Source organism: Streptomyces anandii JCM 4720, from assembly GCF_014650655.1.
Lineage (GTDB): Bacteria > Actinomycetota > Actinomycetes > Streptomycetales > Streptomycetaceae > Streptomyces > Streptomyces anandii.
Map to the genome: position 1 here is coordinate 360747 of NZ_BMVJ01000006.1, position 13117 is coordinate 373863.

The 13117-nt window shown below is 73.6% G+C and carries 12 protein-coding genes and 1 pseudogene; 2 read left to right on the forward strand and 11 right to left on the reverse strand.

Features of this window, described 5'->3' with window-relative positions:
• The 8 genes from cysC to IE249_RS14330 form a co-directional block, all read right to left on the reverse strand.
• On the reverse strand, positions 1–427 hold a 427-nt coding region (gene cysC / locus IE249_RS14295; protein WP_229858433.1), incomplete at its 3' end, for an adenylyl-sulfate kinase.
• Between the two features lie 26 nt (positions 428–453).
• Positions 454–1164 carry a phosphoadenylyl-sulfate reductase gene (locus IE249_RS14300; protein ID WP_189705183.1) on the reverse strand — a complete coding sequence of 237 codons (711 nt, stop codon included), beginning with the start codon at positions 1162–1164 and terminating at the stop codon, positions 454–456.
• The gene (locus IE249_RS14305) at positions 1161–1346 is read right to left on the reverse strand and encodes a hypothetical protein (RefSeq protein WP_189705184.1); all 186 of its coding nucleotides are present in this window, start codon (positions 1344–1346) and stop codon (positions 1161–1163) included. The genes IE249_RS14300 and IE249_RS14305 overlap by 4 nt, the downstream gene beginning before the upstream one ends.
• Positions 1343–3037, reverse strand: coding sequence for a nitrite/sulfite reductase (locus tag IE249_RS14310; RefSeq protein WP_189705185.1), 1695 nt, complete (start codon positions 3035–3037; stop codon positions 1343–1345). The genes IE249_RS14305 and IE249_RS14310 overlap by 4 nt, the downstream gene beginning before the upstream one ends.
• 349 nt (positions 3038–3386) lie before the next feature.
• Positions 3387–3959 (reverse strand): GNAT family N-acetyltransferase, encoded by a 573-nt coding sequence (locus tag IE249_RS14315; protein WP_189705186.1) that lies wholly within the window; start codon positions 3957–3959, stop codon positions 3387–3389.
• A 73-nt stretch (positions 3960–4032) separates the two neighbouring features.
• Positions 4033–5391 (reverse strand): hypothetical protein, encoded by a 1359-nt coding sequence (locus IE249_RS14320; RefSeq protein WP_189705187.1) that lies wholly within the window; start codon positions 5389–5391, stop codon positions 4033–4035.
• A gap of 260 nt (positions 5392–5651) precedes the next feature.
• Positions 5652–6941, reverse strand: a complete 1290-nt coding sequence (locus tag IE249_RS14325) for a GAF domain-containing protein (protein ID WP_229858434.1) — start codon at positions 6939–6941, stop codon at positions 5652–5654.
• Positions 6942–7310: 369 nt separating this feature from the next.
• Positions 7311–8954: an acyl-CoA dehydrogenase family protein gene (locus tag IE249_RS14330; RefSeq protein ID WP_189705189.1), complete on the reverse strand. Its 1644-nt coding sequence runs from the start codon at positions 8952–8954 to the stop codon at positions 7311–7313.
• Between the two features lie 110 nt (positions 8955–9064).
• Here IE249_RS14330 and IE249_RS14335 point away from each other — a divergent pair, with 110 nt between their 5' ends.
• Both IE249_RS14335 and IE249_RS14340 read left to right on the forward strand, forming a co-directional pair.
• Positions 9065–10225 (forward strand): YihY/virulence factor BrkB family protein, encoded by a 1161-nt coding sequence (locus IE249_RS14335; protein ID WP_189705190.1) that lies wholly within the window; start codon positions 9065–9067, stop codon positions 10223–10225.
• Positions 10226–10304: 79 nt separating this feature from the next.
• On the forward strand, positions 10305–10997 hold the full coding sequence (locus IE249_RS14340) for a helix-turn-helix transcriptional regulator (RefSeq protein ID WP_189705191.1): 693 nt from the start codon (positions 10305–10307) through the stop codon (positions 10995–10997).
• Here the strand turns inward: IE249_RS14340 and IE249_RS14345 are convergent.
• From IE249_RS14345 to IE249_RS14355, 3 genes and pseudogenes are all read right to left on the reverse strand, one after another.
• Entirely contained in the window at positions 10977–11381 is a 405-nt protein-coding gene (locus tag IE249_RS14345) for a VOC family protein (RefSeq protein ID WP_189705192.1), read from the reverse strand. The two genes, IE249_RS14340 and IE249_RS14345, sit on opposite strands and share 21 nt — an antisense overlap.
• A gap of 103 nt (positions 11382–11484) precedes the next feature.
• Positions 11485–12114, reverse strand: coding sequence for a VOC family protein (locus tag IE249_RS14350; protein WP_189705193.1), 630 nt, complete (start codon positions 12112–12114; stop codon positions 11485–11487).
• Between the two features lie 54 nt (positions 12115–12168).
• Positions 12169–13117, reverse strand: a pseudogene (locus IE249_RS14355) (hydroxyacid dehydrogenase); the annotation flags it as partial.

Sequence of the window (13117 nt, forward strand, 5' to 3'; positions counted from 1 at the left end):
GGTCGTCGACGCCCGTCAGCCCGGTCAGCTCGCCCGCGGCCTGCCTGGCGTACAGGCCCTTCACATCGCGTACGGAGCACACCTCGACCGGGGTCGCCACGTGCACCTCCACGTACGCCGTGCCGTTCTCCTCGTGGCGCTTGCGTACGGCGTCCCGGCTGTCGGCGTAGGGCGCGATCACCGGGACCAGCGCCAGGACGCCGTTGCGGGCGAGCAGTTCGGCGACGAAGCCGATGCGCTGCACGTTGGTGTGCCGGTCCTCGCGGGAGAAGCCGAGGCCCGCGGAGATGAACTCGCGGATCTCGTCGCCGTCGAGCACCTCGACGCGGTGGCCCTCCGTGCGCAGCCGGCCCGCGAGTTCGTGCGCGATGGTGGTCTTGCCGGCGCTCGGCAGACCCGTGAGCCAGACGGTGGCTCCGGTCGTCACGTGTGTCTCCTGAATCTGTGTCATCGTCAGCCGTGCAGCCCGCACTCGGTCTTGGCGCTGCCCGCCCAGCGGCCGGCCCGCGCGTCCTCGCCCTCCAGCAGCCGGCGGGTGCAGGGCTCGCAGCCGACCGAGCCGTAGCCGTCCATCAGCAGCGGGTTGGTCAGTACGCCGTGCTCGGAGACGTAGGCGTCCACGTCGTCCTGGGTCCAGCGGGCGATCGGGGAGATCTTGACCTTGCGCCGCTTGTCGTCCCAGCCGACCACGGGGGTGTTCGCGCGGGTCGGGGACTCGTCGCGGCGCAGACCGGTCGCCCAGGCCTGGTAGCCCTCGAGGCCCTCTTCCAGCGGCTGGACCTTGCGCAGCCTGCAGCACAGGTCGGGGTCGCGGTCGTGCAGCTTCGGGCCGTACTCGGCGTCCTGCTCGGCGACCGTCTGCCGCGGGGTGAGCGTGATGACGTTGACGTCCATCACCACCTCGACCGCGTCGCGGGTGCCGATGGTCTCCGGGAAGTGGTAGCCGGTGTCGAGGAACACCACGTCCACTCCCGGCATGGCGCGGGAGGCGAGGTGGGCGACCACCGCGTCCTCCATGGAGGAGGTGACGCAGAACCGCGGGCCGAAGGTCTTCGCCGCCCACTTGAGGATCTCCAGGGCGGAGGCGTCCTCCAGGTCGCGGCCGGCCTGCTCGGCCAGCGCCTTCAACTCCTCTTCCGTGCGCTCGTCCTGAGCCGTCGTCATGTCTGCTCGTCCCCTCCGTCGCCGGTGGCCCGCTGGAACCCCCGGGCCAGCAGCCCGAGGAACTTCAGCTGGAAGGCCCGGTTGCACGCCCCGCATTCCCACGCCCCGTGCCCTTGCTCACCGGGACGCAGGTCCTCCTCGCCGCAGTACGGGCAGTAGAAGGGCGCGGCACGCTCACTCACGACAGCGCCTCCTCGGAAGCCCGCGCCGCCCAGGCGGCGAAGCGCTCGCCGTCCTGGCGCTCGGCCTGGAAGCGCTTGAGCACCCGCTCGATGTAGTCGGGCAGCTCCGCCGAAGTCACCTTCAGACCGCGGACCTTGCGGCCGAAGGACGGCTCCAGGCCCAGGGCACCGCCGAGGTGGACCTGGTAGCCGCCGACCTGCTTGCCGTCCGCGTCGGTGACCAGCTGGCCCTTGAGGCCGATGTCAGCGGTCTGGATGCGGGCGCAGGCGTTGGGGCAGCCGTTGATGTTGATGGTGAGCGGCTCGTCGAAGCCGGGCAGCCGGCGCTCGAGTTCGTCGATCAGGTCGCTGCCGCGCTCCTTGGTCTCCACGATGGCGAGCTTGCAGAACTCGATGCCCGTGCAGGCCATCGTGCCGCGCCGGAACGGGGAGGGGGTCACCCTGAGGTCCAGCGCCTCCAGGGCGTCTACCAGCGAGTCCACCCGGTCCCCGGGCACGTCCAGGACGATCATCTTCTGCTCGACGGTGGTGGACACCCGGCCCGAGCCGTGCTCCTCGGCCAGCTCGGCGACCTTGGTGAGCAGCGAGCCGTCCATCCGGCCCACGCGCGGGGCGAAGCCGACGTAGAAGCGGCCGTCCTTCTGGCGGTGCACGCCGATGTGGTCGCGCCACACCTGCGCGGGCATCTCGGGCGCGGGGCCGTCGATCAGTTTGCGGCCCAGGTACTCGTCCTCGACGACCTGGCGGAACTTCTCCGCGCCCCAGTCGGCGACCAGGAACTTCAGCCGGGCCCGGTTGCGCAGCCGCCGGTAGCCGTAGTCGCGGAAGACCGAGGTGACCGCCTCCCACACCTCCGGTACGTCGGCCTCGGGCACCCAGGCGCCCAGCCGCACACCGAACTTGGGGTTGGTGGACAGCCCGCCGCCGACCCACAGGTCGAAGCCGGGGCCGTGCTCGGGGTGGACCACGCCGACGAAGGAGATGTCGTTGATCTCGTGGGCGACGTCGAGCAGCGGGGAGCCGGAGACGGCCGTCTTGTACTTGCGCGGCAGGTTGGAGAAGCGCGGGTCGCCGATGTAGCGGCGGACGATCTCCTCCAGCGCGGCGGTGCCGTCGATGATCTCGTCCTCGGCCACCCCGGCGACCGGGGAGCCGAGCATGCCGCGCGGGCAGTCGCCGCACGCCTCGGTGGTGGACAGGCCGACCGACTCCAGGCGTTCCCAGATGGCGGGCACGTCCTCGATGCGCACCCAGTGGAACTGGATGTTCTGCCGGTCGGTGATGTCCGCGCTGCCGCGTGCGTACGTCTGCGACACCTCGCCGATCACGCGCAGCTGCTCGGTGGTGAGCCGGCCGCCGGTGATGCGCACGCGCATCATGAAGTACTCGTCCTCGAGCTCCTCCGGCTCCAGCAGACCGGTGCGGCCGCCGTCGATCCCGGGCCGGCGCTGGGTGTAGAGGCCCCACCAGCGGAAGCGCCCGCGCAGGTCGTTGGGGTCGATGGACTGGAAGCCGCGCTTGGAGTAGATCGTCTCAATGCGTGTCCGCACATTGAGACCGTCGTCGTCCTTCTTGAGCTGTTCGTTGCCGTTGAGCGGGGTCAGGTGCCCCGCGGCCCACTGTCCCTCGCCACGGTGACGGCTCACCTTGCGGCGGGGCGCGACGGAGTTCTGCGAAGAGGCGGCGGCCATGGTCGATACGTCCTTCGGGACAGCGGGGAATGCGGCTCTGACCTGCGTGGGCGCAGGCGCATGGGGCGTCGGCCGGACATGCGCGTCATTGCGCTGCAGGCAAGGAAAGCAGGGGGAATTGCGGCGGTGCTGGGCGGATCAGCTCGCCGGACAGATGGCGCTGGACATGCGGCCGTGGTCGACGTGCCGTCGGCTCACCAAGGCGATTCCAGTTCCAGACATGACGGCAGCGTGGCACGGCGATCTGGACACAGTCCAGCTTCGTCCGTCATGTGGACACCCTTGTCCCGGAATGTGGGACAAGGGTGTCGTTGATCACATGCCGCGGCAGCGGCCGCGGCGGTCCAGGTCAGGCGGGGTACGCCCCGGGCCAGGGCCCCGGAGTGGACACCTCCGCCTCCTCCTCGACCTTGGTGTCGAACAGCCGGAACCCGCGCCGCTGGTAGTTGTCCATCGCGTGCTCGCCGTCCTTGCTGCACGTGTGCAGCCACACCCGCTTCGTCGTGGCCAGCCCCGGCCAGCGGTCCGCGAGGTCCCAGGCGCGGGCGGTGCCGTACGACAGCAGGTGCCCGCCGATGCGGCGGCCGCGGAAGTTCTGGATCAGGCCGAAGTAGACGATCTCCACCACCCCGTCGTCCTGGGGCTCCAGTTCGACGTAACCCGCCGGTGTGCCCCGGTCGTAGGCCACCCACGTCTCCACGCCCGGACGCTCCAGGTGCTCGCGCCACCGCGCGTACGTCCAGCCGAGCCGGTCGGTCCAGCGGATGTCGCCGCCGACCGAGGCGTACAGGAACCGGCTGAACTCGGGCGAGGGCACCTCGGAACGGACGATCCGTACGTCCCCTTCCGGTGCGGTGGCCGGCAGGAGATCGGTCGGGGCGGTCTGCTCCAGGGACCAGGTGGTCACGGCGATGTTCGTCATGCCGGCCAGGGAATCATCCGGGCCGGGGCCGTGTCGACGCGGGTCCAGGGGGTGAACGCCGGCACGGACCGCGCTACCGCCGCAGCGCCCGGTCCACGGAGGACAGGGGCAGGGCGAACAGCGTGCGGCCCGACACGGACCACAGCTCTCCGGTCTGCGGCCAGTACGACAGGGAGCCGGTGCCCTCGCCCCAGCAGCGGTGGGTGTCCTCCGAGCCGCACTCGGGCGCCCGCGCGCCCCCGAGGTCCTGACGCCACAGCGTGCCGCGGACGCCGTGCGGGCCGGCGGGCCGGGACAGGTACCAGGCGGCGTGCCCGGCCGGGTCCTCCAGTCGCGACAGCACTCCTCGCACACCCGCGGCCTTCGTCTCGTAGGCCTCGCCCGCGATCACGGTCCCGGCGGAGTCGGCGACCAGCAGCCCGGAGCGGGCCGGGTCGGGGCTGAAGTAGTAGCGCCACAGGCGCGTGTGCCGGCCGCTGCCCGCCGGTGCCGCCTCGCTGGCGACCAGGCTGTCCGGCGCCGAAGTGCGGTCCAGTGACAGGCCGGTGGGACACGGCATCCCGGCGGCCGCCTGTCCCGCCGCCCCGTCGGGGCCGTCGCACGCCCCGCCCGTCGGACGGTAGGAGGCCACCGCGGGCAGCACCCAGCGGTAGCCGTGCGCCGACCAGCCGCCCGGCACCCTGCCGATCGCGTCGCTGGTCACGGTGGCGCGCTGGATGCGGTCCAGGTCGTAGACGTACAGCGCGTCGCGCTCGCCGCCGGAGGTGGTGACGAGCAGTTTGTCCCGGTACCAGGTCATCCCCGACACGTGTGAGACGAGCCCGCGGTAGTCGCGTCCGCCGTCGACCGGCACGGCGAGCAGGGCCCAGGTGTAGGTCAGGCGGGCCGGGTCGTCGGCGTCGACGAACGCCACCCGGGCGAGCCCGCGGCCGCCGGCGTCGTCCCCGCTGTCCGTCCAGCCGGAGAGGATCACCCGGTGGCCGCCCCAGCGGCCGTCCTCGGAGGCGTCCCCGGAGGTGGTCACCGACTCGGGCTGCCACTGCCGCGAGGCGGCGTCGGCGGTGTCCCAGCAGTAGGCGCGGGTGGCCGCCGGCTCGACGGGCAGGGCCTCCTTCTCCTCACCGGTGCAGGCGCGCTCGTCGCGCAGTGTGCGGTCGGCGCTGTCCAGTACGGCCTGGACGCCGGACGGCCTGCCCATCGCGGACTGGAGCCGGTCGAGCCAGAGCTGGGGCACCGGCTGTTCGGTCAGCCGCAGCCGCCCCAGCTCGGCGGGCGAGGCGATCCGCTCCAGGGCGCCGGGGTTGTCGGCGACGGTGGCCTGGGAGGTGCTGATCAGCGTGGCGGCGGCGGTGAGGGCGAGGGCGGTTCCGGACAGAACGGCCCGTACCGCCCTGCCGCGCCTGCGCCGCCGGTGTCGGCCGCGTTGCTTCATACAGCCCCCCTTTTCAGGGCTCGGTTCGCCTCCGGGCACCCCCGCCGCTCCCTGGGCCGGCCGGGGCGGTCCAACTGCGCCGGGTGATCCGTACGTTGACCGAGGCACAGGTGGGGTGACCCGCAGGCGATGCTACGGCAGTCCGGCGCTTCCGGGGACGAAGACCCCGCAAATATGCGGAAGATGCCACCCGGGGACCAGTCGGGGCAGGGCGTCCACCGGCGCGTACCACTCCCCGGCGTCGCCGCGCGGCCCGCCCGTCACGGCACGTCGGACGGCGCGCGCCCGTCCCGCACCGCGGGCGCGATCGAGTGCGGCAGCAGGGCGCGCGGGTCGTCCGGCAGCACCACGTCGACGTCGGCGTTCTCCGCGAAGCGGTAGGGCCGGTGCTCCAGGAGTGCCCCGAGATAGCGCCGTACCCGGGACATCTCGGCGCGGACCGTCACCCTGCGCGCCGGGTCCCCGAAGACCTCCCCGGCCAGCGCCGCCGCGCTGCGGCCACCACGGTGCACGGCCAGCAGGTACAGCAACTCGGCGTGCCGGGGACTCAGTTCATGGGTCCAGGAACCGGCCGGTCCGGACACGGTGACCGACCAGCGACGTGACCGGGACAGGTCCAGCACGACTCTCGCCGCGTCGTGCGGGGCCGGTTCCTCGTCGGCGCGGATCAACCAGCCGCCCGCCAGCGGCTCCAGCGCGCACAGGCCGACCGCGGGCAGCCACCGGCGCCCGGCCGAGGGCGACTTGGGCAGAGCGAACCGGGCGGTGTACGGCATTCCCGACACCGCCGCGGTCCAGCCGTCCCGGTCCACCACCGCCGCCCGGCCGCCCAGCCGGACCAGCACCGGCGCCGCGACCGCGCGCAGCCGCTCCAGGGACGCCACATGGGCCTCCCGCAGCCGCGCCTCGGCAAGCTTGGCCACCGAGTCCACCCAGGCCAGCGTGGCCGGATGCATCGTCTCCAGCGGGCCGCTGACGTCCACCACGCCCAGCAGCCTGCCGTCGCGCGGGTCGGTGATGGGGGCGCCGGAGCACGTCCACAGGGCGTGCGAGCGTACGAAGTGCTCGGAGGCGAAGACCTGCACGGGCCGGCGCACCACCGCCGGGGTGCCCACCCCGTTGGTGCCGACGACGTCCTCCCGCCAGTCGGCGCCGAGTTCGAACCCGAGCGCGTCGGCCCTGCGCAGCACCGCCGGGCTGCCCTCCCGCCACAGCACCCGGCCGTCCTCGTCGGCGACCACCATGATGTGGTGGGCGACGTCCGCGACCGACAGCAGGCCCTCGCGCAGCACCGGCAGCACCTGGCGCAGCGGGGAGGCCTCCCGGCGGCGTTCGACCTCCTCGCGGGGGAGCAGCCCGGAGCGGAAGTCGTGGTCGGGGTCGACGCCGCCGCGCAGCATCCGCTCCCAGGACTGCCCGATCACCGGGCGCGGGGCGAGGCGCGAGGGCTGTCCGGCGAGCGTCGCCGAGCGCAGCTCGCTCAGTATGCGGGCCGTCCGTGCCGCGTCGACGGCGGCCAGCCGTGCCACGTCCACCGGCGCTTTCGCCACTGCGTCCTCCCACCGAACGGACCCCGGACCGCGCCCCACGGGAAACCGTTTTCCCCGAGCCGCTCCTTCCACGCCGGCGCATGTGCCGGCTGTCCGGTTCATACTGCCGTCCCGGGACGGCGGACGGGCGCGGTCCGGTCATCGGAACGGGATGAGTTGCAACCCCTTGCAACCCTGGTGAACAGGCCCGCGTTACTTGAAACTTGTTCAGCGTCGCTGCGTGCGGCACATGTGGCCGTCATGGGCCAATGAGCGGGGGTGGTGCCGTGTCGGCGCAGCACCACCCCCGCGCCCGTCCGGAAACCGCGCTCATCGCGCCGCCGGGGCACCCTCACACGAGCAGTGGCAGCGAGCGGTTTCCGTCACTTCTCAGACCTCACGGACCTCCGGACGTGCCCGGTCCACCAGTGCCCTGAGGTCCAGGGTGTGCGGCAGCGAGCCGAAGGTGGCGCCCTGGTCGCCGCCCAGCCGCGAGGCGCAGAACGCGTCCGCGACCTGCGGCGGCGCGTACTGGACGAGCAGCGCCCCCTGGAGCACCAGCGCGAGCCGCTCGACCAGGCGCCGGGCGCGGGCCTCGACGCCCTCCAGGTCGGCGAGTTCGGTGAGCAGGTCCTTGATCGCCCCGTCCAGCCGGTGGTCCGCGCCGCGCGCCCGGCCCACCTCCGTCAAGTAGGCGTCGAAGGCCTGCGGTTCGCGCCGCAGCGCCCGCAGCACGTCCAGCGCCTGCACATTGCCGGCGCCCTCCCAGACCGAGTTGAGAGGCGACTCGCGCACCAGCCGGGGCATCTGGGACTCCTCCACGTACCCGTTGCCGCCCAGGCACTCGGAGGCCTCCACCGCGAGCGGCGCGCACCTCTTGGTCACCCAGTACTTCGCGGCCGGCACCGCGATCCGCAGCAGCGCGAGCTCCCGCTCGCCGCCGTCGTCGTAGGCCGCCGCGAGCCGCAGCGCCAGCGTCGTCGCCGCCTCCGACTCCAGCGCGAGGTCGGCCAGCACGTTGCGCATCAGCGGCTTCTCGGAGAGCGGGCCGCCGAACGCCTCGCGGTGGTCGCAGTGGTGCACCGCCTGCGCCACCGCCTGCCGCATCAGCCCCGCCGAGCCGAGCACGCAGTCCAGCCGGGTCGCCGCGACCATCCCGATGATGGTGCGTACCCCGCGCCCCTCCTCGCCGACCCTGCGCGCCCACGTCCCGTCGAACTCGACCTCGGCCGAGGCGTTCGAACGGTTGCCCAGCTTGTCCTTCAGCCGCTGGATCAGGAACACGTTGCGCGTGCCGTCCGCCAGCACGCGCGGCACCAGGAAGCACGTCAGTCCGCCCGGCGCCTGCGCGAGCACCAGGAACCCGTCCGACATCGGCGCCGAGCAGAACCACTTGTGCCCGGTCAGCTCGTAGGTCCCTGCCTCGGCGAGCGGCCGCGCCGAGGTGGTGTTGGCCCGTACGTCGCTGCCACCCTGCTTCTCCGTCATCCCCATCCCGAACAGCGCGCCCGCCTTCAGGTGCGCGGGGCGCAGCTCACGGTCGTAGATCATCGAGGTGAGCCGCGGCTCCCATTCGGCGGCGAGCCCGGGGTCGGCGCGCAGCGCGGGCACCGCCGCGTGCGTCATCGACAGCGGGCAGCCGTTGCCCGCCTCCACCTGCGTCCACACCAGGAAGGCCGCGGCCCGCCGCACATGCCCCGCCGGACGCGTCCAGGCCGCGGTCAGGCCCGCCGAGACGCCCTTGCCGAGCAGCCGGTGCCAGGCCGGGTGGAAATCGACCTCGTCGACCCGGTTGCCGTAGCGGTCGTGGGTGCGCAGGCGGGGCGGGTTGTCGTTGGCCTGCGCGCCCCACTCCTGCAACTGCGCCGAACCGGCCGAGCGGCCCAGGGCCCCGAGCTCGCCGCACACCTCCTCCAGCAGCCCTTCGCCGACGTGCCGCCGGACCGCCTCGACCAGGGCGCGGTCGGCGGCGAAGACGTCGTATCCGGCCAGGGGCGGCGCCTGGTTGGTCACGGTGTGGGTGCGCACTGCCATGCAACGGAACCTACCCCGCGGTACGCCCGCGGTCACCCGGCCGGTGTCCTGCCTGGTCGCCGCGCCCCGCCGGGGAGAGACAGCGGCCCCGGCAGGGATACCTTTGGGTCGTGCAGTCAGCCAGTGAAACCCCCGACAGGCCCTCCGGCCGCCTCCACCGGGCGCGAGCCCTGTACCGGAACGTCTCCAAACGCAGGACCGCCTGGCTGCTGCTCAAGGACACCGTCAACTCGTGCGTGGAGTACCGCATCCTCGGCCTCGCCGCCGAGGCCGCCTTCTTCTCCCTGCTGTCCGTGCCCCCGCTGCTGCTCAGCCTCATCGGCCTGCTCTTCTACGTCGACACCTGGACCGGCGCGCACACGATAGCGAGCCTGGAGCGCAACATCCTGGACGCCTCCCGCACCGTCCTGTCCGACCAGGGCGTCAAGGAGATCACCCAGCCGATCCTGCGGGACGTCATGAAGGGCGGCCGGCCCGACGTCATCTCCATCGGGTTCGTGTTCGCCCTGTGGTCCGGCTCGCGCGCGGTGAACGTCTTCATCGACACCATCACCGTCATGTACGGCCTCGACGGCGCCCGCGGGATCGTGCGCACCCGGCTGCTGGCGTTCTGGCTGTTCATCGTCGCGCTGGTGGTGGGCTCGATCGCGCTGCCGCTGATGGTGGCCGGTCCGGACGCGGTGGTGCGGGTCGTGCCCTGGTCGACGACCGTGGTGCAGGTCCTGTACTGGCCCGTGGTGATCGTCCTGTCCGTGGCCTTCCTGACCACGCTGTACCACGTCTCCGTGCCCGTGCGCTCCCCGTGGATCGAGGACGTGCCCGGCGCGCTGGTCGCCCTGGCCATGTGGGTGGTGTGCAGCTTCCTGCTGCGCATCTACCTCACCAGCACCGTCGAGGGCCCCACGATCTACGGCTCGCTGGCCGCGCCCGTCGCCGTGCTGCTGTGGATCGGCGTGTCCGCGTTCGCGGTGCTCGTCGGGGCCGCGGTCAACGCCGCCATCGACCGCGTCTGGCCCGCCGCCGCGACCGCCGCTGCCCGCGCCGCCAACGAGCGGGTGCGCGAGGCCCAGATCGCCGAATACGTGGCGCGTGCCGCCGCGGCCCGGGAGAGCGACCCCGACGACCCGGACATGCCGTCGGAGTTCCCCGAACGCTGGTCGCGCTTCCTGCCTCCGGAGGACGTGACGTCACGGCTGCGCACCCATGTGAAGGCCACGCAGGCGCGCGGCCCGCACAAGGACGAGCAGAACGGCTCGGCGCCGGGGAAGTAGCGCGAGCACCGACGGCAGAGGGGCGTACTGGAGGCAGCCGGGGTGACGGCCCGCGGTCCGCCGTGCGTAGCCTGGCGGGGTGTACGAGGAACGTCCCTCCCGGCTGCCCGGCGCGGTGGTCTGGCGCAACAGGCCCGACCCCGCCGGGGCCCGGACCGTGGTCCTGCCGGACGGGTGCATGGACCTGATGTGGTGCGAGGGGCGGCTGCTCGTCGCCGGCCCCGACACGCGCGCGTACGACCCGCCGGGGCCGCCCCGGCGGTGGGCGGGCGTGCGGTTCTTCCCCGGCACGGGACCGACGTATCTCGGCGTGCCCGCGCACGAGCTGCGCGACCGGCGCGTCGATCTCGCCGATCTGTGGCCGGCCGCGAAGGCCGGGCGGCTGCGCGCACGGCTGGACGCCTCGGACGACCCGGCCGCCGCGCTGGAGGAGGCGGCCCTGGCACGGGCGGCCGACGCGGCCGAGCCGGATCCGCTGCTGCGCGGCCTCGTCGCGGCCCTCGGCGCGGGCCGCACGGTCGCGCGGACGGCCGACGACCTCGGCCTCGGCGTACGCCGCCTGCACCGCCTGTCGCTCACCGCCTTCGGCTACGGCCCCAAGACCCTGGCCCGCGTACTGCGGCTGCAACGCGCGCTGGCGCTCGCCCGGACCGGGGAGTCGTTCGCCGCCACCGCCGTCCGGGCCGGGTACGCCGACCAGGCCCACCTGGCCCGGGACGTGCGCGAACTCGCGGGGATGCCGCTGGGCGAGCTACTGGGCGGGCGTCGGTAGCGGCGCGAAGAGGTCCACGCCGTTGCCGTCCGGGTCGTGCAGGACGGCGTAGCGGTGGGCCCAGAAGGCGTCCCAGGGTTTGAGCTCGCCGTGGTACCCGGCGCCGGTCATGTCCTCGTAGACGGCGTCCACGTCGGCGGGGGAGTCGCAGGCGAAGGCGAGCGCGGCCCTGCCGCCGGTGGCCGGCGGCCGCCAGGAGGGGTGGAAGGAGCGGATCGTCTCCTCGGTGTCCAGCATCAGCCGGAGCCCGCCGGGCAACCGGGCCTCGACGTGCGGCTCCCGCTCGGCCCCCTCGGGGAACACGAGCCCGAGACGGCGGTAGAAGGCGAGGGAGGCCGCCATGTCGGAGACGACCAGCCCGATGGCATCGAATCGTGGAGTCATACGACCACCGTAGGCAGCCGGCCGCTCCCGGTCTTGAACGAATCGGACACCCCTGGATCCGTCACTGCGCGGCTGGAGCCGGCACCGCGCGGCTTCGGCCGGCTCAGTCGAAACGCACCGGGCCCTGTGGGGTGTCCAGGGTGAACGACAGGGCCACCGGGCCCCGCCGGACCACCAGATCCGCGCCCACCGCAGCCAGCAGCGGGCTGATCTCCTCGGGGTCGGGGGCGGTTGCGGTCAGCTCCAGGAGGCCGGTGACCGGCAGGTGCGAGTCGGTGGGGTGCGGGGAGGCGCCCCAGTCGATGAGGAAGGGCACCAGACCGGAGGGGTGGCCGGTGCCGTCGGTGAGACGCCAGCGCAGCCGGGTGCCGTCCGGGCGGCGTCGGCTCATCTCCCGTACCGCGCCCGGCTCGTGGCCCCGGGCCCGCGCGGCCGCCACCGCACCGTCCAGGCCGCGCACGGCGATCGCCCAGGTGACCGTCCTCGCCGCGGGCAGCGCGTCCACCCCGAACGGTCGCGGCCCCGCGGGCACGGGCTGTTCCGGATCCGGCCCGATGATCTCCAGATACCGGCAACCGCCCAGGCCCACCAGGAAGTTGCGGGTGCCGAGCCCCACATGCGCCCCGCCGGCCACCGGGGTCACCCCGGTGCGCCGCGCGAACTCGGCGACCGTGGCCGCCAGGTCGGGAGTGGCCAGCACGAGGTGGTCCAGCCGCGCGGGAACGGGATCCATCCCCCGAGGCTACGCGTTCGCACCGCACCCCGCCCCAGGGCCCCGGGAGAGGTCCTACGCCACCCGGGCCAGGTCGGCGCGCCGTACGAGGTGGGCCGGCGGCAGGCCCGCGGCCAGGCGCTCCAGCTCCTCCACGACCGTGAGACCCAGCCGTTCCAGCTCGTTGCCGAGCGAGCCCGCGATGTGCGGGGTGAGGAAGACGTTGGGCAGCGTGTGCAGGGGGGACCCGGCGGGCAGCGGCTCGGGCTCGGTGACGTCCAGGACCGCCCGCAGCCGTCCGGAGACCAGCTCGCGGGTGAGGGCGTCGTGGTCGACCAGCGCGCCCCGCGAGGTGTTGATCAGCACCCCGCCGTCCCGGATCAGGGCCAGCCGGGGGCCGTCGAGCAGACGGCGGGTCCCGGGGAGGTCGGGGGCGTGCAGGGTGACGATGTCGCTGCGCCGCAGCAGCTCCTCCAGCGCCAGCGGCGCCGCACCCAGCCCGGCGGCCTCGGCGTCGCTCACGTACGGGTCGTACAGCAGCACCTCGAAGTCGAACGGCCGCAGCAGCTCCAGCAGCCGCCGCCCCACGCGGGAGGCGCCGATCACGCCGATGCGGCGGCCGTGGTTGCCGACGCCGGCCGTCTCGGCGGGGGAGAGGAGCGCCCCCGTGGCGCGGAAGCGCTCGCGCAGCGCGAACGCGTCCTTGCCGGTGAGCAGGATCATCCCGAGCGTGTACTCCGCGACCGGCAGCGCGTTGGCCGCGACCGCGCTGGACACCGCGACCCCCCGCTCCCACAGTTCCTCGCCGACGAGCGCCCGCACCGAGCCCGCCGCGTGCAGCACGGCCCGCAGCCGGGGCGCCGCGGCCGCCGCCCACGCGCCGAGGTGCGGACAGCCCCAGCCGGTGATCAGCACCTCCGCCCCGGCCAGCCGCCCCGCGACGGCGGTGCCGGCAGCGCCGGTGGGATCCCGCACCACCACACCGGGATCGACGTCGGCCGTCCGGCGCAGCCGCTCCATCAGG

What these genes read in the sequence shown, in the direction of transcription:
- IE249_RS14300 (WP_189705183.1), bottom strand. Translation starts at nt 1,164, where the DNA reads ATGACGACGGCTCAGGACGAGCGCACGGAAGAGGAGTTGAAGGCGCTG.
- IE249_RS14310 (WP_189705185.1), bottom strand. Translation starts at nt 3,037, where the DNA reads ATGGCCGCCGCCTCTTCGCAGAACTCCGTCGCGCCCCGCCGCAAGGTG.
- IE249_RS14315 (WP_189705186.1), bottom strand. Translation starts at nt 3,959, where the DNA reads ATGACGAACATCGCCGTGACCACCTGGTCCCTGGAGCAGACCGCCCCG.
- IE249_RS14320 (WP_189705187.1), bottom strand. Translation starts at nt 5,391, where the DNA reads ATGAAGCAACGCGGCCGACACCGGCGGCGCAGGCGCGGCAGGGCGGTA.
- IE249_RS14330 (WP_189705189.1), bottom strand. Translation starts at nt 8,954, where the DNA reads ATGGCAGTGCGCACCCACACCGTGACCAACCAGGCGCCGCCCCTGGCC.
- IE249_RS14345 (WP_189705192.1), bottom strand. Translation starts at nt 11,381, where the DNA reads ATGACTCCACGATTCGATGCCATCGGGCTGGTCGTCTCCGACATGGCG.
- IE249_RS14350 (WP_189705193.1), bottom strand. Translation starts at nt 12,114, where the DNA reads ATGGATCCCGTTCCCGCGCGGCTGGACCACCTCGTGCTGGCCACTCCC.